This window comes from Novosphingobium barchaimii LL02, from assembly GCF_001046635.1.
Taxonomy (GTDB): domain Bacteria; phylum Pseudomonadota; class Alphaproteobacteria; order Sphingomonadales; family Sphingomonadaceae; genus Novosphingobium; species Novosphingobium barchaimii.
This window is the reverse complement of sequence record NZ_KQ130456.1, coordinates 303,804-323,811: the sequence shown is the minus strand read 5'-3', so window position 1 is coordinate 323,811 and position 20,008 is coordinate 303,804. Positions and strand designations below refer to the sequence as shown.

Genomic DNA, 20,008 nt, shown 5'->3' with positions numbered 1-20,008 from the left:
AGCTTTTCCGGGGGTTTCCCGCCTGAATTTACGCCCTGCCCTGACTTTGTCCGCTTATCATTCATGACGCTGGCAATGCAGCCACCTCAGATAAAGCGCAAGCGGCGCTTGACAACCTGCCCGCCTCCAGACAATAGCGCGCCCCTGCCCCGGGTGACCGGGGCTTTGGAACGGCGCTGCTGTAGCTCAGTGGTAGAGCGCGTCATTGGTAATGACGAGGTCGGGAGTTCAATCCTCCCTAGCAGCACCATTCCGCCGTTCTCTACATCGTGACATGTTCGGAGCGCTCGCAACCACAGAGGTTGCGCGCGTAATTTTGCGTGTTGGTGCGTCTCGATGCACCGGACATTGGGATATCCCAATTGTCATCAAACTGTCTTTGCACTCTCACCGGAGTGTCATGAAACCCGCCTAGGGGCGCCTGCAAGACTTACAACGTCGCAACAGGGAACCTCTCCAGTCATGACACGTTCGATCCAGCTCCTTGCGGGGCTGCTCGCCTCGGCCTCGTTCGCCACCATCGCCCACGCGGGCGAGGTTGCCGGCCACGTCAGCGATTCCACCGGCACGCGCGCCCTGCAGTCGGCCGCCGTGCGCATCGTCGAACTTAACCGAACCGCCGAAACCGACCGTGCGGGCAGCTATGTGTTCGGCGACGTCCCCGCGGGCACTTACACCCTGGAAGCCCGCTATGTCGGTGCGGAAGTCACCACGCAGACGGTCACCGTCGCAGCGACCGGCACGACCCCGGGTGACTTCGACCTTACCGCAATCGGCGGCGCCGACATCCTCGTCACCGGCCAGACCGCGAACCTGACCAGCGCCTTGTCACGCCAGAAGGCCGCCGACGGCATCGAATCGGTCCTGACGCGCGATGCCGTAGGCCAGTTCCCCGACCAGAACGTGGCCGAATCGCTGCGCCGCCTGCCGGGCGTCAACATTCTCAACGACCAGGGTGAAGGCCGTTACGTTTCCGTTCGGGGCCTCGACCCGGACCTTAACGGCACCTCGGTCAACGGCGTGCGCATGCCTGCACCCGAATCGGATGCCCGTTCGGTCGCGCTCGACGTGATCTCCTCGGACACGATCGAATCGATCGAAGTGAAGAAGTCCTTCACCCCCGACATGGACGGCGACTTCATCGGCGCCTCGGTCGAGATCAACACCACCAGCGCCTTCGATTCGAAGAAGAACCGCTACTCGGTCAGCGCTGAAGGCAGCTACAACGACTACTCGGGCAAGGTCATGCCCAAGGGCGCGTTCGACTTCACCCAGAAGATCGGCGACGATTTCGGCGTCGCCGGTTCGGTCAGCTACTACAAGCGCAAGTTCGAGACCGACAACGTCGAGACCGGCGGGTGGCAGACCAACGACGATGGCCAGGCCTGGGCAGAAAGCGTCGAGTACCGCGACTATGACGTCGAGCGTACCCGCATCAACGCCGCGCTTTCGGCTGACTGGCGTGCCTCGGACACGACCAAGGCCTATATCCGCGGCAACTGGGCGCAGTTCGACGACCATGAATATCGCCGCCGCACCACTCTCGACTTCGGCGACTTCGGGGACGGCCCGAGCAGCATCTCCGACACCGGCGCCAGCTTCGACGGCAGCGACGAGCGCATTACCGTCGAGCGCGACCTGAAGGATCGTTTCGAGCGCCAGCGCATCCGCTCCGTCTCGATCGGCAGCGACACCGACACGGGCACGCTGAAGTTCAACTGGCAGGGCAGCTACGCCAAGTCTTCCGAGAAGGAGACTTTCTCCATCGACCCGACCCGCTTCCGCGCCCGCTTCCGCGCCGGCACGACGGTCGATATGGATTACTCGAACACGTACTATCCGACCTATTCGGTTTCCGAGGGCGCAGACACGTTCAACGATGCCTCCGAGTACGAATTCGACAAGACCGAGCTGACCACCCTGTCCGACAGCCAGGACGAGGAATGGGCGATCAAGGCCGACCTCGCCCGCACTTTCGCCGGTTCGGACGGTGACTTCACCATTCAGGCAGGCGGCAAGGCGCGCTGGCGCAAGAAGTCCTACGACTTCAACATGACCTACTACGAAGCGGCCGACGACACGGACTATACCCTGGCCGACGTGCTGGGTTCGCAGACTTACCGCCTGCTCGACATGGGGCCGGTGTCCAGCAAGGGCGGCCCGGCCGACTATCTGCTGGCGAACCCCGGCGACTTCGTGGTCAACGACTATGAAAGCGCGCTCAATTCGGCCGTCAGCGACTACTCGGTGCGTGAAGACATCCAGGCCGGCTATGCGATGGCCCGCTGGGACAGCTCGACGCTGCGCGTCATTGGCGGCGTGCGCATGGAGCGCACCCACAATGAGCTGAACGGCTTCCTGACCACCGACAACGGCGATGACACCATCACCGTCGACCCGGTCCAGTACAAGCGCAACTACACCAACTGGCTGCCCAGCCTGACCCTGCGCTACAGCCCCGAGCAGAACCTCGTTGCCCGCTTTGCCGGCTACAAGACGATCGTGCGTCCCAAGCTCTCGCAGCTGGCGCCGCGCTTCACCGTTAACGAGGACCTCGAGGCGGAATTCGGCAACCCGAACCTCAAGCCCTACCAGGCATGGAATTTCGACGCTGGTTTCGAGTACTATTTCGCCAACAACGGTGCGTTCTCGGTGGGCGGCTTCTACAAGTCGATCAAGGATTACTCGGTCGACCGCCGCTTCTACGATTACACGATCGACGGCGTGACCTATGACGAAGTGCTGATGCCGGTGAACGGCGACACGGCCGAGATCGCCGGCGTGGAAGTCAGCTACAGCCAGGTTTTCTCGATGCTGCCCTCGCCCTTCGACGGCCTGCTGACCCAGCTGAACTACACCTACACTTATGCCCGTGGCACCGTGTTCGACAGTGACGACGTCGCTCGCCGGATCTCGCTGCCCAACGCATCGAAGAACACCTTCAACGTCGTGCTCGGCTACGAGAAGGGCCCCGTCAGCCTGCGTGCTGCCGGCACCTTCCGCGACAAGTACCTGGACGAGGTGGGCGATTCGGCTGACACCGATCGCACCGTCAACCAGCACTTCCAGCTGGACCTCTCGGCCAAGTACAAGATCACCGACAACATCCGCATCTTTGCGGATTGGGTGAACGTCAACAATGCCAAGTACTTCGCCTACCAGAACCTCGCAGATGCCAAGCGCGTCCTGCAGTACGAGGAATATGGCTCGACCGTGAAGTTCGGCGCGCGGGTTACCTTCTGATGCACGCACGCGACATCCTGAAGGTTGCCGCGAAGGTTGGGCCGGGAGCATTGCTCCCGGCGCTCCTGCTCTCGGCCTGCACAACCACTGCGGCTGGCACCGGAGCAGAAACCGAAGCTGCGCGCCCCCGTTATCCCGCAACCGACATTCCTGCCGAGGCGGAGACCGTCCCGGTCGGCACCGGCGATGCCGATGCCGCGGACGATCCGGCGATCTGGCGCAACGCCGCCAACCCCGCCGCCAGCCTGCTGCTGGGCACCGACAAGAAGGCCGGTCTCTACGTCTACGGCCTCGACGGCACGGTGCGCGATTTCTCGCCCGCAGGCGCGCTTAACAACACCGACCTGCGCGAAGTGCGCTTGGCTGATGGTTCGACGCGCATCCTCGTGGGCGCCAGCGACCGTACCGACCGTACCGAGCCGCGCATCGCGCTGTTCAGTCTCGACGGCGCCACCGGCAAGCTGACCGTGCTGGGCTCCGATTCGTTCCTCAAGCCGGGCCATGCCCCGGCCGAGGCTTACGGCTTCTGCATGGGCGCTCCCCTCGCCGCCGGTGAACTGGCGCGCGCCTATGTCGTCCTCAAGGACGGCACCGTGGCGGAAAGTCGCCTCGTCGAAAACGGTGGCAGGATCGTGCCCCAGCACCTGCGCGACGTGAAGTTCGCGACCCAGTCGGAGGGCTGCGTCGTCGATGACGTATGGAAGACGCTTTACGTCGCCGAGGAGGACGTGGGCATCTGGAAGGTGCCGCTTTCCGGCGCCGCCCTCACCGCGCAGCCTTTCGCAAAAGTCGGTGCGGCGGACGGTCTCGTCGATGATGTCGAGGGGCTTGCCATAGCGCGTAAAGCGAACGGCCACACCTGGCTCGTCGCCTCCAGCCAGGGCGATAATGCCTATGCGCTGTTCGACGCCGAAACCGGCAAGCCCGCTGGCCGCTTCCGCGTCGAAGGCGGCGCGATCGGCGGCACCAGCGACACCGACGGCATCGAAGTCGTGCTCGGCGATTTCGGCCCGGCCTTCCCCGAAGGCGTGTTCATGGCGCAGGACGGCAACAACGCCCCCAAGGCGCAGAACTTCAAGCTGCTGTCCTGGCGTTCGATCCGCACCGCCATGGGCATCCGGTAAGGCCACTCAGATGCGCGCCGCCCTGCCTTCATCCGGCTGTGAATTTCACCCGGTATGCGGTAGGGCGGCGCCCATGGTGAGGGAAACGAATCGGTGAGGCGGATCGACGCGCTATGGAGCATCCTGGTGCTTGCAGGTGCTGTTCAGCCTGGCCTTGCCCGCGCAGACGTGCTGCAGATCGGCGCGTCCGGCGCTGAATGGGTCGCGGGCGGCCCTATCACTTTCGCCGCGCCGGAATTGACCCAGATCGACCCGGGCTCGGGCGTCGGCTTCATCGGCACCACTGTGGCCAGCGCGCCCGAACAGGTGGAGGAAGCGCCGCTTTCGGTCGATGCGAACCTGCACCCACTCTCCTTCACCCAGGCGCTCGATGCGGCCGGGCCCAGTCGCTGGCGTGACCGGGTGGCCCTGCTCGCGGCCAAGTACGACATCAGTCCGGCGCTGCTGGAAGCGGTGGTCTGGCAGGAAAGCCGCTGGAACGAACTGGCCGTATCCCCGGTTGGCGCGCGCGGCCTTGCCCAGCTGATGCCCGGCACTGCCGCGCAGATGGGAGTCAATTCCGCCGATCCGATGGCCAATCTCGAAGGCGGCGCGCGCTATCTGCGGATGCAGCTCGACGCGTTCGGCGGTAATATCGAGAAGGCGCTTGCCGCCTACAACGCCGGCCCCGGGCGCGTGGTGAAAGCCGGCGGCATTCCCAACATCCGCGAGACGCGCCTCTATGTTGCCGCGATCATGGCGCGCCTGACCGACCCGGTACGTCAGTAGGCCGCCCCTCATCCTGGAACAGCACCGGGATGATGATCTGCACGTCCGGGCGCAGGTAAGGAGCACTTCCAACCAACCCGTATTTGCTCTAGTGCGCGTGCCGTTATGACCGAACAGCGTGATTATAGATCGACCGTCTTCCTGCCGAAGACCGATTTCCCCATGAAGGCCGGGCTCCCCCAGAAGGAGCCGGGTATTCTGTCGCGCTGGCAGGCCGAGGATATTTACCGCAAGACCCGCGATGCGCGCAGCGACCGCGAAAAATTCATCCTCCATGACGGCCCTCCCTACGCCAATGGCGACATGCACATCGGCCATGCGCTCAACCACATCCTCAAGGACATGGTGGTGCGCACGCAGACGCTGCTGGGCAAGGACGCGCCCTACGTTCCGGGATGGGATTGCCACGGCCTGCCCATCGAGTGGAAGGTCGAGGAAGAATACCGCAAGAAAAAGAAGAACAAGGACGAGGTTCCCGCCGAGGAATTCCGCGCCGAATGCCGCGCCTATGCCCAGAACTGGGTCAACGTGCAGCGCGAGCAGCTCAAGCGCCTGGGCATCAACGGCGACTGGGACAACCCGTACCTGACGATGGATTTCCAGGCGGAAGCCACCATCGTCGGCGAACTGCTGAAATTCGCCGAGAACCGGATGCTCTATCGCGGCGCCAAGCCGGTGATGTGGAGCCCGGTCGAAAAGACCGCGTTGGCCGAGGCCGAGGTCGAATACGAGGACATCGTCTCGACCCAGATCGACGTGGCGTTCGAGATTGTCGAATCGGCAGTGCCGGAACTGGTCGGCGCCTACGCGGTGATCTGGACGACCACGCCGTGGACGATCCCGGTGAACCAGGCTTTAGCCTACGGGCCTGAGGTCGAATATCACCATTACCGGGCCCACGACGGGCGGCGCTTCATCGTGGCAGTGCCCCTGCTCGAAGCGTTCTTCGCGCGGACCGGGCTTGGCCCCGTCGCCGAAAACGTCGAAGGCGATGCGGATATCTCCGAATATGCCCTCGGCACCTACAAGGGCTCCGACCTCGCCGGCACCGTCGCGCGGCACCCGATGCATGCGTTGGGCGGTTTCTTCGCCGAGCCGCGTCCGTTCCTCAGCGGCGATTTCGTCACCACCGAGAGCGGCACCGGGCTTGTCCACATGGCGCCCGATCACGGCGAGGACGACTTCGACCTTTGCAAGGCCAATGGCCTTGGCCCGAAGTTCGTGGTCGAAGCCGATGGCAAGTACCGCGAGGACTGGCTGTGGCTGGCGGGCCAAGGCTCGGTCATCAACCCCAAGTTCAACGCGCCCGACGGCCCGGTCTGCACTGACCTGCGCGAAGCGGGCGGCCTGCTGGCTGCTTCGGCTGATTACAAGCATTCCTACCCGCATTCGTGGCGTTCCAAGGCCAAGGTGATCTATCGCTGCACCCCGCAGTGGTTCGTGCCGATGGACAAGGCGATGACCCATATCTCGCCCAAGTCCGCCGGCGAGAACTGCTGGGAAGCCGAAGGCGGCGCGGTCAATCCCGCCGAGGAGGGCGAATTCGATGCGCCCACGCTGCGTGCCGCCGCCTTGAAGGCCATCGCAGAAACCCGCTTCGTCCCCGAAAAGGGCCGCAACCGTATCGGTGCGATGGTGGAAGGACGCCCTGACTGGGTGCTCTCGCGCCAGCGCGCGTGGGGCGTGCCGATCACCCTGTTCGTGGACCGCAAGACCGGTGAGTACCTCGTCGACGAGGCCGTGAACGCCCGCATCGTCAACGCCGTTCTCGCCAAGGGCGTCGATGCCTGGTCGGACGAAACCGCGCAGGACTTGTTAGGCCCCGACTACGATGCCGAGGACTACGAGCGCGTCGCTGACATTCTCGACGTCTGGTTCGATTCGGGTTCGACCCATGCCTTCGTGCTCGAATCTGGCCGCTGGCCCGACCTCCTTCGCCCCGAAGGTTATGTCGGTCCCAAGGCCGACCTGTATCTGGAAGGTTCCGACCAGCATCGCGGCTGGTTCCAGTCCTCGCTGCTGGAATCGTGCGCGACGCGGGGCCATGCGCCTTACAAGACGGTCCTGACCCACGGCTTCACGATGGACGCCAAGGGCTTCAAGATGTCGAAGTCACTGGGCAATACGATCAGCCCGCTCAAGGTCATGGAGACCAACGGCGCCGACATCATCCGCCTCTGGGCTCTGTCGGTCGACTTCACCGAAGACCACCGCATCGGCGACGAGATCCTCAAGGGCGTGGCCGACCAGTACCGCAAGCTGCGCAACACCTTGCGTTACCTGCTGGGCGCGCTGGACGGGTTCGATGAGGCCGAGCGCCTGCCGGTGGCCGAAATGCCCGAGTTGGAGCGCTACGTGCTGGCGCTGCTGGGCAATCTGGACACTACCTTGCGCGGCGCGGTCGATGCCTTCGACTTCAACACGTATGTCCGGTCGCTGCTGGACTTCTGCAACGAAGACCTCTCGGCGTTTTTCTTCGATATCCGCAAGGACTGCCTCTACTGCGATGCGCCCGCGGACCCGAAGCGCCGCGCCTATCGCACCGTGCTGGACACCCTGTTCCACGCGTTGATCCGCTACGCCGCGCCGGTGATCGTCTTCACCGCCGAGGAGACCTGGCAGAGCCGCTATCCGGGCGAGAGCGTCCACCTGCTCGAATGGCCTGAAGTGCCCGCTGCCGAAGCCGATCTTCTCAAGTGGCAGGCGCTTCGCGCCCTGCGCGCCGCCGTGACCGAGGCGATCGAGCCGCTGCGCCGCGAAAAGATCATCGGCTCCAGCCTTGCGGCCGAAGTCACCGTGCCGGCATCGGCGCCTGATGCCGACCTGGCGGAACTGTTCATCACCGGGACAGTCACGCGCGGGCAGGCAGAAGGCGTGAGCGTCACCCCTTCCCATGACCACAAGTGCGGCCGCTGCTGGCGCCACCTTCCCGAAGTGACCGAGGACGGCGACTTGTGCGCGCGCTGCGATGACGTTGTCGGCGCCGTGGAGGTGCAGGCGTGAGCGCTGCGACAAACCCCTGGCGCAATCGCCTGATCGGCCTGCTGATCGCGGCGATGGTTTTCGCCATCGACGTCGGCATCAAGGATTGGGTGGTTCACGGCCTGCGCCTGCAGGAGATCGGTCAGGTTTACGTGCTGCCGTTCTTCAACTTCACCTGGACGCAGAACTTCGGCGTTTCGCTGGGCCTGTTCACCGCCGGCTCGCCCGAGGCGCGCTGGGCGCTGGTGGCGATGACCGGCGCGATTGCCGCCTTCGTTTTCGTCTGGCTGCTGCGAGAGCGCAAGTTGGCCGAGATCGCCGCGCTTGGCATGGTGCTGGGTGGCGCTGCCGGCAACATCCGCGACCGTTTCGCGGTTGGCTATGTGATTGACTATGCTGACTTGCACATTGGCGGGTTTCGCCCTTTCCTCATTTTCAATCTCGCCGACGCGGCCATCACCATCGGCGTCCTGATTATCCTTGCCCGATCCCTGCTTTCGCGCGAAAAGCCCGATGCAGAGGCGGATTCCGCCCCCGAGGCTCAAAAGAATGCGAGTTGAATTGATGCGCATGAAGAAAACCGGTGCCTTCGTCCTTGTTGCGACCGGCGCCGTCCTGTTGTCGGCTTGCGGCAGCACCGGCCTGTTCAACCGGGCCGGACCTGATGAATTTGCCGTGCAGCGCCAGACGCCGCTGGTCGTGCCACCAGACTTCTCGCTGAGCCCGCCCAAGGAAGGCCAGCCCCGGCCCGCCGACGATTCGCTCCAGCAGCAGACGCTCGATGCGCTGTTCGGCGGCCCGCAGGCCCGCAGCGACATCGAGAAGTCAGCGCTGGCGCTGGCCGGCACGTCGGAGCCGGCTATCCGTTCCACCGTGGGCGATCCGGGGACTTACGCCGTCGCCAAGGGGCAGGTGACCCGCGCGATCCTCGCCGCGCCGGAAGGCGACGGCCGCGACGCGCAGACCTCCGTCGGCACCTGAACTTTCGGGTTCGCAGAACAGAAAAAAGGCCGGGCGCAAGTCCGGCCTTTTTCGTTGTGGATGGAGGAAGGCTGCCGGAGTGCTACCGCCGACGTCAGCCGTCGCCGGAGACCCCGTCGTCGCCGTCCTCGTCGATGAGTTCGTTCACCAGGATCTTGTCGATCTTGAGGCCGTCCATGTCGATGACCTCGAAGCGCCAGCCCTGCTCGATGAAGTGTTCCCCCTCACGCGGGACCTTCTTGAGCACCGCCAGCACATAGCCCGCCAATGTCGCGAATTCGCGATCGTCGGGCAGGGTGATGGCCAGCCGGTCGGCCAGTGCATCGGCCGGCATCGCGCCGGAAACGAGCAGCGAGCCGTCTTCGCGCACGACGATCATCGGCTCGTCGCCCTCGTCCTGATGCGCGACGAAATTGCCCGCCAGTGCTGCCAGCACGTCAGAAGGCGTGACGAGGCCTTCCAGGTGACCGTATTCGTCGTGGACCACAGCCATCGCCACTTCGGCGGTCTGCAGCTTGCGCAAGGCGTCCATGGCGTCGAGCTGGTCCGGGATGACCTCGGCCTTGCGCATCATCGCGCGCACGTCGACCGGCCGGCCGGCCACCCAGCAAGCCAGCACTTCGCGCACCTTGAGAATGCCGATGACGTTGTCGGCGGAACCGTCGCCGGCTACCGGCAGCAGCGAGTGCGGTGACGCCTCGATCCGGGCGCGCAGTTGGGCTTCGTCGGCATCGACATCAATCCAGTCGATCTGGTTGCGCGGGGTCATCAATTCGCGAACGGGACGTTCGGCAAGGCGCATGACGCCGGTCATCATCGCGCGCTCCTCCTCCTCGATCACGCCCGAGCGGGTGGCCTCGGCGAAGATCATGTGCAGTTCTTCGGCGGTGAGCTGTTCGGAATCGCCGCGCCGAATCGAGAAGAGGCGCAGGATCACCGCGGAAGACCGGTCGAGCAGCCAGACGAACGGGCCCATGATCGTGGCCAGCAGGCTCATCGGCCGCGCCATGATCAGCGCCACCGGTTCCGCCATGCGCAGGGCCAGCTGCTTGGGCACCAGTTCGCCTACCACGACGCTGGCATAGGTCGTGGCGATGATGACCAGCGCAAAGCCGGCTTCCCCGCCGAAACGCAACGGCAGGCCCATTGCGGTCAGCCGTTCGCCGACCGGGCCGCCCAGGCTGGAACCCGAGTAAGCACCGGCGATGATGCCGATCAGGGTAATGCCGATCTGCACCGTGGAAAGGAAGCGGCCCGGGTCGGCGGCCAGGTCCAGCGCGGTTTGCGCCGCGCGGCTTCCCTTGTCGGCCAAGGCCCGGAGGCGCGCTGCGCGCGCGGAAACGATGGCCAGTTCGGACATCGAGAACAGGCCATTGATCAGGATCAGGCCGGCGATGATGAGGAGGTCAGTCCAGGGAAAGGGCGTCACAATGCGCTATCGCTAGCAGAGATTGCGGCATTCGCGAAGGGCCCGTGATGCGGCGCAATGCTTTGCAATGTACTGTGCCTTGGGAACACAAGCGCGGGACGGGGGTTGAGCGGGCATTATCCATTTGCCATTCATGATCACTAGAGCACACAGATGCCCGTAAGGCATGTCTCAAGGGCACATAGAGGAGGGCCATACTATGAAGAATTCGCGCCTCGTTACATCGGCAGCGGCAGTGTTCGCGCTGGTCGCCGTTTCCGCCTGCGTCACCGACCCCAACACCGGTGAGCGCAAGGTCTCACGCACCGCGATCGGCGGCGCCGGCGGCGCCGGCCTTGGCTATCTGCTGGGCAGTGTCATCGGCGGCAAAACCGCGCGTATCGTCGGTGCGGGCATCGGCGGCGTGGCTGGCGGCGTCGTCGGCTATCAGATGGACAAGCAGATCAAGGAACTGAAGGAGCAGACCGCAGGTTCTGGCATCGATGTAACCCAGCAGGGCGATGGCATCCTGGTGAACCTGCCCGACGTGACCTTCGCCGTCGATTCTACGGTCATCAGCCCCTCGTTCCAGGCTTCGCTGGACAAGGTCGCGCAGTCGATGGTCCAGTATCCCGACAGCCTCGTCGATGTGTACGGCCACACCGATTCGACCGGATCGGCGGCGCACAACATGGACCTGTCCAAGCGCCGTGCCGATTCGGTGGGCCGCTATCTGATCAGCCGCGGAGTTTCCTCTTCGCGCATTCAGACGCAGGGTATGGGCATGAACTACCCGGTCTCTGACAATACCACGGCCGAAGGCCGCGCGCTTAATCGCCGTGTCGAAATCAAGATCACCCCGGTGACGACGGACGACGCTTCCCGCGCCAAATAATATCGTCTCCTGCAAGGAATGCCGATATCAGGGAAGGGGCTGGTGCTGAGAAGCGCTGGCCCCTTGTCTTCGTATAGAGGCAATAACGTCTTGAATTGTCATGCCGACCGCTTAGCCTGAATGGCGAACGGGGTTCGGGGGACCTGATGCAATTCAAGATGTTGGCTGCGGCTCTTTCCGTATTCCTATGGCCTGGCCTTGCCCAAGCCGCCTGGCTCGAAGCGTCCAGTGAACACTTCGTCATCTACGCCGATGATAATGAGCGGGACATCACCCGCTTCTCGCAACAGCTTGAACGCTATCATGCGGGAATGGCGCTGCTGCTGGCTTCCAAGTCGACGGTACCCAGCCCCTCGAACCGGGTCACGGTCTATGTCGTGCGCAACAAGCGCGAGGTGCAGGAACTGCATGGCGGCGACAACAAGTTCCTCGGCGGTTTTTACGTCCCGCGTGCCGGCGGCTCGCTGGCCATCGTACCCAAGGTCGATTCGGGCAATGGCGCGGTCACTATGTCGATGGTTGTGCTGCTGCACGAATATGCCCACCACTTCCTGATCTCGTCGAATTCCATGCCGATGCCGCGCTGGTTCAGCGAAGGTGCGGCCGAATTCTTCGCCTCGGCCAAGTTCGAGCCGGATGGCGCGGTATGGCTGGGCCGTCCGGCGCAGCACCGCGCGGGCGAGCTGTACTTTGCCAAGGACGTGAAAGCAGCTGACCTGCTCGACCCCGCCGAATACGACAAGAGCAAGCACACCACCTACGATGCCTTCTACGGCAAGAGCTGGCTGCTCTATCACTACCTGACGTTTGATGTCGCACGCAGAGGCCAGCTCGGGCGCTACATTGCGCTGCTTCAGGATGGGAAGGCCCAGCGTGATGCTGCGCTGGAAGCGTTCGGGGATATCGACACGCTGGAAAAGGACCTCGACAAGTACCTGAGCAAGAACCGGATGTCGGCGCTTAAACTGACGGCGGATAAGGTGCCGATCGGTGCGATCAGTCTTCGTGTCCTGCCAGCGGGGGAATCGGCAATGATGCCGGTGCGCATTCGCTCGAAGCGTGGTATCTCACGCGAGGAGGCGCCCGCGCTGCTGGTTGAGGCCCGCGCCGTCGCGGCGCGCTACCCGGGCGACAGTGCCGTCCTGTCCGCTCTGGCCGAGAGCGAGTACGATGCCGGCAACGACAAGGAAGCGATCGCCGCCGCCGATGCGGCGCTGGCGCTCGATCCCAAACAGGTCAACGCCTATGTCCAGAAGGGGCTGGCGCTGTTCCGCATCGCGTCCGAGGCCGATGATAGCGCTGCGGCCTACAAGGCGGCACGCGCGCCGTTCATTGCTCTCAACCGCATCGAGAACGACCATCCGCTCCCGTTGATGTACTTTTATCGCAGCTTTGTGGAGCAGGGCGAGAAGCCGCCGACGCTGGCGCTCGATGCGCTGATTCGGGCAATGCAATTGGCTCCTTTCGACCTTGGGCTGCGCATGAACCTTGGCCAGGCATTGATACTACTCGGCCGGCGGGACGACGCCCGCATCGTCCTGCTACCCGTGGCCTATAGCCCGCACGGCGGCGGCATGAGCGACTTTGCCCGCAAGATGGTGGAACGGATGGACAAGGACCCGGCCTGGAAGGGTGAGGGGGATTTATCGGAAGAAGGCAGCGAGGGCGTTTCCGAATGAAGCCTAGGCGGAGTAGCGCACCGCTCGTTCCGCCAGACGTTCCACTGCGGCTTCATGAATGCCGGTCGAGGCGACCATCACTCCGAAGGCACGCGGGTCGTGCTTGTTGTAGTTGAGCGGCTTGCCGAAAGCATCAGTCACAACCGCTCCTGCCTCGCGCGCGATCAGCCCGGCGGCGGCGATGTCCCATTCATAGCCCCAGCGCAAGGTGACGAGCAGGTCCGCCTCGTCGGCGGCGATCATCGCCATGCGCAGGGCAATGGAATTGGGCTGGTCGACAAGGGTGAGGTCGGCATCTTCGGCCGCCAGCTTCAGGGCGGGCACGCGCGAGCCGGCCAGCGAATCGCGTCGACTGGCGACAAGCTGCTCGCCATTGCGGCAGGCGCCTTTGCCTGCTTCGGCGAACCAGAACTCGCCGCCATGCTCGCGCCGCCGCACCGGGGCATAGAGGTAGCCCAGCAGTGGGCGCCGCATGTTCACCAGCGCCACAGAGATCGCCCAGCCCGTGCGGCCGCGGATGAAGTCGCGGGTGCCGTCGATCGGGTCGACCAGCCAGACCAGTTCGTGGTTCTGACGTTCGAGGCTGTCGGTCGTCTCTTCGGAAAGCCATCCGGCCGCTGGCAACAGGGTGTGAAGTTCGGCCTTGAGAAAGGCGTCGACCTCCAGATCGGCAGTGCATACCGGACTGCCGGGGGTCTTTTCCCACGATTCGAGGCTGTGGCCATCACCCGGCCAGCCTGCCAGCGCGATGCGCCCGGCTTCTCGAACGATGGCTTCCAGTCTGTTCCGGTCAATCATCTACCGACTTTCGTTGCTGCATTCATTCTGGCATTGCTATTGCGTATTCATATCAATTAGGTTCGAACAAATCGTTCTCTCCTATGAAATTGCGCAGGCTACGGGACTTTTCAAGCCAGCGGGGATGTGCTTATGCGGCGGGGCATAACTATGGCTACGGCGCCTTCCCAAGGAACCTCCAGCAGAAAGCGATTTGAGCGATGAACATTCACGAATATCAGGCCAAGGAACTGCTGTCGAAGTATGGCGTGGGCATCCCCGCCGGCATCGCCGCGCTGACCGTAGAGGAAGCGGTTGCCGCCGCCAGGCAGCTCCCCGGGCCGCTCTACGTCGTGAAGGCGCAGATCCACGCTGGCGGACGCGGCAAGGGCAAGTTCAAGGAACTCGCCGCCGACGCCAAGGGCGGCGTGCGCCTCGCCAAGTCGATCGAGGAAGTCGAGGCATTCGCCAAGGAAATGCTCGGCAACACCCTCGTCACCATCCAGACGGGTGATGCCGGCAAGCAGGTGAACCGCCTCTACGTGACCGACGGCGTCGACATCGAGAAGGAATACTATCTCTCGATGGTCGTCGACCGCGCAACCAGCCGCGTCGCCCTGATCGTCTCGACCGAAGGCGGCATGGACATCGAGGAAGTCGCCCACTCGACGCCTGAGCGCATCACCACCATCACCGTCGACATCGCCACGGGCTTCCAGGCCCATCACGGCCGCGCCGTCGCCTTCGCGCTCAAGCTCACGGGTGAGCTGAACAAGCAGGCGCAGAAGATTTCCAAGCAGCTTTACGAGGCGTTCGTCGCCCTCGATTGCGACATGCTGGAAATCAACCCGCTGGTGGAAACCAAGGACGGCAACCTGCTGGTCCTCGACACCAAGATGAGCTTCGATTCGAACGCCCTGTACCGTCACCCCGACGTGATGGCCCTGCGCGACGAGACCGAAGAAGATCCCGCTGAAGTCGAAGCGTCGAAGTACGACCTTGCCTACATCAAGCTCGATGGCGACATCGGCTGCATGGTCAACGGTGCCGGCCTTGCCATGGCGACGATGGACATCATCAAGCTCAACGGCATGTTCCCGGCCAACTTCCTCGACGTTGGCGGCGGCGCCAACAAGGAGAAGGTGACGGCGGCGTTCAAGATCATTCTCGCGGATCCTGCCGTAAAGGGCATCCTCGTGAACATCTTCGGCGGCATCATGAAGTGCGATGTCATCGCCGAGGGCATCGTTGCCGCGGCGAAGGAAGTGAACCTGCAGGTTCCGCTGGTGGTTCGCCTCGAAGGCACCAACGTCCAGCAGGGCAAGGACATCTTGGCCGGCTCGGGCCTGCCGATCGTCGCCGCCAACGATCTGGGCGATGCCGCCAAGAAGATCGTCGCCGAAGTGAAGAACGTGGCCTGATCGGGCTGCGTTCGCGCGGGCGACGAAACGTCGTGCGCGCGATCACATGACGAATATTGAGACGGCGGGGGTTTCGCGACCCCCGCCGTTTTGCATATGTAGCTCAGCTATCTGCCGGCCAAGCTCTTAGCGCTATGTGAGACTTGACGCGGTGGACTAGGAACGCGATAGCTCCCCCACCAGTTTAATCGCGCGGTTAAATTTTGCCGTCCCAGCAGTGAGAGGACAGATCGCATGAAGATCATCGTGCCCGTAAAGCGGGTCATCGACTATAACGTGAAGCCGCGGGTCAAGGCCGACGGCACGGGTGTTGACCTTGCCAACGTCAAGATGAGCATGAACCCGTTCGACGAGATCGCGGTGGAAGAAGCCATCCGTATCAAGGAAGCGGGCAAGGCTGAAGAGATCATCGCGGTCTCGGTCGGGCCGGCCAAGGCTGCCGAAACCCTGCGTACCGCGCTTGCCATGGGCGCCGACCGGGCGATCCTGATCGAGACCGACGCGGAGGTCGAGCCGCTGGCCGTCGCCAAGATCCTGAAAGCCATCGTCGGCGAAGAAAACCCCGGCCTGGTGATCCTTGGCAAGCAGGCGATCGATGACGATTCGAACCAGACCGGCCAGATGCTCGCCGCGTTGCTGGGCCGCCCTCAGGGCACCTTCGCCAACAAGATCGAGATCGACGGCGAGCAGGTTGTCGTCACCCGCGAAGTCGACGGCGGTCTCGAAACGGTGAAGCTGACGCTTCCCGCCATCGTCACCACCGACCTTCGCCTGAACGAGCCGCGCTATGCTTCGCTGCCCAACATCATGAAGGCAAAGAAGAAGCAGCTCGATACCAAGAGCCCCGCCGACTACGGGGTCGACATCACGCCGCGTCTCAAGACCCTCAAGGTTTCCGAGCCGCCGGTGCGTTCCGCAGGTATCAAGATCGCTGACGTCGACGCCCTCGTCGCGAAGCTCAAGGAAATGGGAGTAGCCTGAAATGAAGACTCTTGTTTGGGTTGAGCACGACAACGCTGTCGTCAAGGACGCCACCCTCGCCGTCGTCACCGCCGCTGCCAAGCTGGGTGAAGTGCATCTGCTGGTTGCAGGGTCTGGCTGCCGCGCCGTGGCCGATGCCGCTGCGCAGATCGCCGGTGTGGGCAAGGTCCACCTCGCCGACAACGCCGCCTACGAGCATGGCCTGGCCGAAAACGTCGCCCCGCTCGTCGCCGAGCTGATGGGCCATCACGATGCCTTCGTGGTGCCCGCCACCACCACCGGCAAGAACATCGCGCCGCGCGTTGCCGCGCTGCTCGATGTGATGCAGATCTCGGACATCCTCTCGGTCGAGGGCGAGAAGACCTTCACGCGTCCGATCTATGCCGGTAACGCCATCGCCACCGTGGAATCGAGCGATGCCAAGCTGGTCATCACCGTGCGCGGCACCGCCTTCGCCAAGGCGGAAGCCACGGGCGGTTCGGGCACGGTCGAAGACGTGTCGGGCGCCGGTGATGCCGGCCTGTCCGCGTTCGTTGGCGCAGAGCTTGCCAAGTCCGAGCGTCCCGAACTGACCAGCGCGAAGATCATCGTTTCCGGCGGCCGCGCGCTGAAGGATTCGGAGACTTTCGAATCGATCATCCTGCCGCTGGCGGACAAGCTGGGCGCCGGCGTTGGCGCATCGCGCGCCGCGGTCGATGCGGGTTATGTGCCCAACGATTATCAGGTTGGCCAGACCGGCAAGATCGTCGCACCGGAAGTCTACATCGCCGTCGGCATCTCGGGCGCGATCCAGCACCTTGCCGGCATGAAGGACTCCAAGACCATCATCGCCATCAACAAGGACGAGGACGCGCCGATCTTCCAGGTCGCCGATATCGGCCTGGTCGCTGACCTGTTCACTGCCGTACCGGAGCTTACCGGCAAGCTTTGAGCTTTTCCTTGCCGTCACAAAGATTTAACCCCCGGATGCAAGTCCGGGGGTTATTTCGTATGGACGGCGTTCACGGGCGCGCCGAAGTGAAGGGGCAGGTCAGACGTGATCCATCGGTATTTTCTCGCGCTTTTTGTTTTTGGCGGACTGACGGCTGCCGCCTCGCCCGTCCATGCGAAGACCAAGGAAACGATCCTGCCGAAAGCGTCGAACTGGCTCCTCGACGCGGGCGAGAAAAGCTGTCTGCTGGCGCGCAAGTTCGGCACCGATGACAAACCTGTGCTGCTTGGCATGCGGACCTATGCGCCGGGCTATCATTTCGAAATCACGCTGTCAGGCGCGCCGGCCAGAATTCTGCAGACCGCGCACAGGTTCACTATCGCCTACGGAGGGGGAGAACCGCTGCCGGTCCGTTCGCACCAGATGGGCAAGAACGAAGACTACGGCGCCGCTGTGGTCTTCTCCAACACGCTTTCGATGACGGCACCTCCGCAGGAGAAAACGGAATTGGAAGAGGAGGACGACATTCGGCCGGTAGCGATTGATCTGGCTGTCGAGGCGCAGATCGACACCATCTCGATCGCCACTTCCGGCCAGCGTTTCATCCTCAAGACCGGCCCCATGGCGAAAGCGCTGGCGACCATGCGTCAATGTACCGATGGCCTGGTTACCCGGTGGGGACTTGATCCGGTCGCCCAGTCCAAGCTGAGCCGCCGGGTAAGGGTGGGGGATGTTTCGTGGATCGAGCACATCCAGCGGATATATCCGGCCGAACTCATGTTAAAGCGCAGGGAAGCGCGTGTGAACATGCAGATCGTGGTGGACAAGACAGGCGCGGCGACGCGCTGCGATACTGCGCAGGCTTTCGCCAACACGGATTTCAAGGTCCGCGCCTGCGGCATTGTTCTCAAGGAGGCGCGCTTCCAGCCTGCCCTCGACCAGAGCGGGCAGCCTATCGATTCCTATTATACGGCGACGATCCTGTACAAGATGGGCTGATCGTATGTGCCCGCGTCAGGGCCTCAGACGTTCGTACAACCCCAGAACTACCGGAACAGGGCCATCGGTTACCTCATGGGCGCCATAGTGCGCGAAGCCGAGCTTGGCTGCGAGCCGCTGAGATGCGGTGTTGCCATCCTCGATCATGCAGGCGATGCGGCGGGAGCCGTGAGCCTCGTCGAACCATGAGAGCACGGCCTCCATGACCTCGCCGGCGATGCCCTGTCCGCAATGGTCGGCGCGCACGATCCAGCCGGCTTCGGGCACGTCGTCCAAGCCCAGCGCTTCTCCATAGCCGCGGTAGGAATGGAAAATTCCGCCGCTCGCGATGATCTCGCCCTCGCCCCGGAATCGCACCATGAAGCTGCCGTAGCCATATAGTGCCCAGGACCCTGCATTGCGCAGCAGGCGCTCGAACTGGGGCTGGGGATCGGCGCTGGCGGGGCCGAGGTAGCGGCGTGTTTCCTCGTCCGCGATCAGGCGGCACAGGCCGGGGAGGTCGCCGGGGGCAGGGCGGTACAATTCCAAACGCTGCGTCGTCAGTATCGGTTTTCCGCTCATAGCCACCGGTCGACCGCGTGGATGCAGACCCCGAACAGTCCGCCTACCAAGGTACCGTTGATGCGGATGAACTGGAGGTCGCGGCCGACCGCGCCTTCGATACGGTCGCTAACGGTGCGGGCGTCCCAGCGTTTTACCGTTTCCGAGACCAAGCGAACGATCTCGTCGCCGTAGCGCGCGGTCACGCCGACCAAAGTGCGGCGTGCAAAGCGGTTGATCTGGCTTTGCAGGCGAGGGTCGTCACGCAGGGCGTTGCCCAGTTCGCCCAGCATCGTCGTCAGCTGGCCGCCCAACGCCGTGTGCGGATCGCGCGCGGCGGCGATGAGCTGTTGGCGCAGACGTTCCCACACGCCCTGCCACCACTGGCTTACGGCCGGGTTGGCGATGAGCTCGCGCTTGGCGTTCTCGACGCGCGCGCGCAGGGCCCCGTCGTGCTGGAGGTCGTGGGCCAGACCCTGCAGCATCTGCTCGACTTTGGCTTTGAGCGGGTGGTCGGGCTGGACGATCATTTCCGCCAGCAGCTTGTAGAGGCCGTCCAGCACCGAATTGGCGATGCGGCTGTCGAGACCGGTGAAGCGCAGCAGGCCGTGCGCGCGCTCGCGGATCATGGTACGCACCAGCTCCTCGTTTGCCTCCAGCGCCTCGCCCGCCCAGCGGATCGCCCCATCCAGCAGGGGTAGGTGGCGGCGGTCGGCAATCGTGGCCGAGAGCATTTGGCCAAGCAGGGGGGCGATCTCTACCCGCTCCAATTGGCGCGCCATCCCGGCGCGGATCTGATTACCCAGCCGGTCGGGGTCGAGCGATTCGAGCACGTCGGCAACGAGGTTGGCGGCGCCCGCGCGCAGGCGCGATTCGCCGCCCCGACCGGGGTCGGACAGGAAACCGCCAGCGGAACTGGCGAAGTTGAAGGCGTTTACCCGGCGGGCGACGACCTGAGGGGTGAGGAAATTGTCACGCAGAAATGTCGCCATCGAATCGGCGATACGGTTCTTGTTCTCGGGGATGATCGCGGTGTGCGGGATAGGAAGGCCAAGCGGGCGGCGGAACAGCGCGGTTACCGCGAACCAGTCCGCCAGACCGCCGACCATGGCCGCTTCGGTGAACGCAATGGCATAACCCCAGCCAGGGTGTTCACCCCCGAAGCGCCGAAGCAGGATGAACGCGACCGCCATCGCCAACAGCAGGCCAGTGGCGAAAAGGCGCATGCGCTGTGCCCGGTCCTGCGGGATGCCCTTCAATGCGAGACCTGCTGAACTAC

General features: G+C 63.7%; 16 protein-coding genes and 1 tRNA gene. 13 read left to right on the top strand and 4 right to left on the bottom strand.

The window, feature by feature from the left end; translation table 11 throughout:
* The first annotated feature begins 175 nt into the window (after nucleotides 1-175).
* The 7 genes from V474_RS18255 to V474_RS18225 all read left to right on the top strand — a co-directional run bounded on the left by V474_RS18255 (nucleotide 176) and on the right by V474_RS18225 (nucleotide 9,098).
* Nucleotides 176-250, top strand: a tRNA-Thr gene (locus V474_RS18255).
* A 212-nt stretch (nucleotides 251-462) separates the two neighbouring features.
* Nucleotides 463-3,243, top strand: coding sequence for a TonB-dependent receptor (locus tag V474_RS18250; protein WP_059152824.1), 2,781 nt, complete (start codon nucleotides 463-465; stop codon nucleotides 3,241-3,243).
* Complete coding sequence (locus V474_RS18245; RefSeq protein WP_059152823.1) at nucleotides 3,243-4,367, top strand: phytase; 1,125 nt, start codon at nucleotides 3,243-3,245, stop codon at nucleotides 4,365-4,367. The genes V474_RS18250 and V474_RS18245 overlap by 1 nt, the downstream gene beginning before the upstream one ends.
* 93 nt (nucleotides 4,368-4,460) lie before the next feature.
* Nucleotides 4,461-5,135 carry a lytic transglycosylase domain-containing protein gene (locus tag V474_RS18240; protein WP_082699860.1) on the top strand — a complete coding sequence of 225 codons (675 nt, stop codon included), beginning with the start codon at nucleotides 4,461-4,463 and terminating at the stop codon, nucleotides 5,133-5,135.
* A gap of 105 nt (nucleotides 5,136-5,240) precedes the next feature.
* The gene (ileS, locus tag V474_RS18235) at nucleotides 5,241-8,138 is read left to right on the top strand and encodes an isoleucine--tRNA ligase (protein WP_059152822.1); all 2,898 of its coding nucleotides are present in this window, start codon (nucleotides 5,241-5,243) and stop codon (nucleotides 8,136-8,138) included.
* A 53-nt stretch (nucleotides 8,139-8,191) separates the two neighbouring features.
* Complete coding sequence (gene lspA, locus V474_RS18230) at nucleotides 8,192-8,677, top strand: signal peptidase II (protein ID WP_059152960.1); 486 nt, start codon at nucleotides 8,192-8,194, stop codon at nucleotides 8,675-8,677.
* A 4-nt stretch (nucleotides 8,678-8,681) separates the two neighbouring features.
* Nucleotides 8,682-9,098 (top strand): DUF3035 domain-containing protein, encoded by a 417-nt coding sequence (locus V474_RS18225; RefSeq protein ID WP_059152961.1) that lies wholly within the window; start codon nucleotides 8,682-8,684, stop codon nucleotides 9,096-9,098.
* A 94-nt stretch (nucleotides 9,099-9,192) separates the two neighbouring features.
* Here the strand turns inward: V474_RS18225 and V474_RS18220 are convergent, their stop codons facing one another.
* Complete coding sequence (locus V474_RS18220; RefSeq protein WP_059152821.1) at nucleotides 9,193-10,527, bottom strand: hemolysin family protein; 1,335 nt, start codon at nucleotides 10,525-10,527, stop codon at nucleotides 9,193-9,195.
* 199 nt (nucleotides 10,528-10,726) lie between these two features.
* On the opposite strand from V474_RS18220, the gene V474_RS18215 reads away from it, so the two are divergent.
* Nucleotides 10,727-11,401: an OmpA family protein gene (locus tag V474_RS18215; protein WP_059152820.1), complete on the top strand. Its 675-nt coding sequence runs from the start codon at nucleotides 10,727-10,729 to the stop codon at nucleotides 11,399-11,401.
* Nucleotides 11,402-11,547: 146 nt separating this feature from the next.
* Nucleotides 11,548-13,080, top strand: coding sequence for a DUF1570 domain-containing protein (locus V474_RS18210; RefSeq protein WP_059152819.1), 1,533 nt, complete (start codon nucleotides 11,548-11,550; stop codon nucleotides 13,078-13,080).
* A 3-nt stretch (nucleotides 13,081-13,083) separates the two neighbouring features.
* Here V474_RS18210 and V474_RS18205 read toward each other — a convergent pair whose 3' ends face one another.
* A complete protein-coding gene (locus V474_RS18205) occupies nucleotides 13,084-13,878 on the bottom strand; it encodes a 3'(2'),5'-bisphosphate nucleotidase CysQ (RefSeq protein WP_059152818.1) in 795 nt (264 codons plus the stop codon).
* 200 nt (nucleotides 13,879-14,078) lie between these two features.
* On the opposite strand from V474_RS18205, the gene sucC reads away from it, so the two are divergent.
* The 4 genes from sucC to V474_RS18185 all read left to right on the top strand — a co-directional run bounded on the left by sucC (nucleotide 14,079) and on the right by V474_RS18185 (nucleotide 18,189).
* Nucleotides 14,079-15,278: an ADP-forming succinate--CoA ligase subunit beta gene (gene sucC, locus V474_RS18200; protein ID WP_059152817.1), complete on the top strand. Its 1,200-nt coding sequence runs from the start codon at nucleotides 14,079-14,081 to the stop codon at nucleotides 15,276-15,278.
* A 234-nt stretch (nucleotides 15,279-15,512) separates the two neighbouring features.
* Complete coding sequence (locus V474_RS18195; protein ID WP_059152816.1) at nucleotides 15,513-16,259, top strand: electron transfer flavoprotein subunit beta/FixA family protein; 747 nt, start codon at nucleotides 15,513-15,515, stop codon at nucleotides 16,257-16,259.
* A 1-nt stretch (nucleotide 16,260) separates the two neighbouring features.
* Nucleotides 16,261-17,190 (top strand): electron transfer flavoprotein subunit alpha/FixB family protein, encoded by a 930-nt coding sequence (locus V474_RS18190; protein WP_059152815.1) that lies wholly within the window; start codon nucleotides 16,261-16,263, stop codon nucleotides 17,188-17,190.
* Nucleotides 17,191-17,295: 105 nt separating this feature from the next.
* Nucleotides 17,296-18,189 (top strand): energy transducer TonB, encoded by an 894-nt coding sequence (locus V474_RS18185; RefSeq protein ID WP_059152814.1) that lies wholly within the window; start codon nucleotides 17,296-17,298, stop codon nucleotides 18,187-18,189.
* A gap of 15 nt (nucleotides 18,190-18,204) precedes the next feature.
* On the opposite strand, the gene V474_RS18180 is transcribed toward V474_RS18185, so the two are convergent.
* Together V474_RS18180 and V474_RS18175 are read right to left on the bottom strand one after the other, a co-directional pair.
* Nucleotides 18,205-18,750 carry a GNAT family N-acetyltransferase gene (locus tag V474_RS18180; RefSeq protein WP_059152813.1) on the bottom strand — a complete coding sequence of 182 codons (546 nt, stop codon included), beginning with the start codon at nucleotides 18,748-18,750 and terminating at the stop codon, nucleotides 18,205-18,207.
* Entirely contained in the window at nucleotides 18,747-19,955 is a 1,209-nt protein-coding gene (locus tag V474_RS18175; protein WP_059152812.1) for a DUF445 domain-containing protein, read from the bottom strand. Before V474_RS18175 ends, V474_RS18180 begins: the two co-directional genes overlap by 4 nt.
* Nucleotides 19,956-20,008 lie beyond the last annotated feature (53 nt).

Coding starts and splice junctions, on each gene's coding strand:
- V474_RS18250 (WP_059152824.1), top strand. CDS start 463: ATGACACGTTCGATCCAGCTCCTTGCGGGGCTGCTCGCCTCGGCCTCG.
- V474_RS18245 (WP_059152823.1), top strand. CDS start 3,243: ATGCACGCACGCGACATCCTGAAGGTTGCCGCGAAGGTTGGGCCGGGA.
- ileS (WP_059152822.1), top strand. CDS start 5,241: ATGACCGAACAGCGTGATTATAGATCGACCGTCTTCCTGCCGAAGACC.
- lspA (WP_059152960.1), top strand. CDS start 8,192: ATGGTTTTCGCCATCGACGTCGGCATCAAGGATTGGGTGGTTCACGGC.
- V474_RS18225 (WP_059152961.1), top strand. CDS start 8,682: ATGCGCATGAAGAAAACCGGTGCCTTCGTCCTTGTTGCGACCGGCGCC.
- V474_RS18215 (WP_059152820.1), top strand. CDS start 10,727: ATGAAGAATTCGCGCCTCGTTACATCGGCAGCGGCAGTGTTCGCGCTG.
- V474_RS18210 (WP_059152819.1), top strand. CDS start 11,548: ATGCAATTCAAGATGTTGGCTGCGGCTCTTTCCGTATTCCTATGGCCT.
- V474_RS18205 (WP_059152818.1), bottom strand. CDS start 13,878: ATGATTGACCGGAACAGACTGGAAGCCATCGTTCGAGAAGCCGGGCGC.
- sucC (WP_059152817.1), top strand. CDS start 14,079: ATGAACATTCACGAATATCAGGCCAAGGAACTGCTGTCGAAGTATGGC.
- V474_RS18195 (WP_059152816.1), top strand. CDS start 15,513: ATGAAGATCATCGTGCCCGTAAAGCGGGTCATCGACTATAACGTGAAG.
- V474_RS18190 (WP_059152815.1), top strand. CDS start 16,261: ATGAAGACTCTTGTTTGGGTTGAGCACGACAACGCTGTCGTCAAGGAC.
- V474_RS18180 (WP_059152813.1), bottom strand. CDS start 18,750: ATGAGCGGAAAACCGATACTGACGACGCAGCGTTTGGAATTGTACCGC.
- V474_RS18175 (WP_059152812.1), bottom strand. CDS start 19,955: ATGCGCCTTTTCGCCACTGGCCTGCTGTTGGCGATGGCGGTCGCGTTC.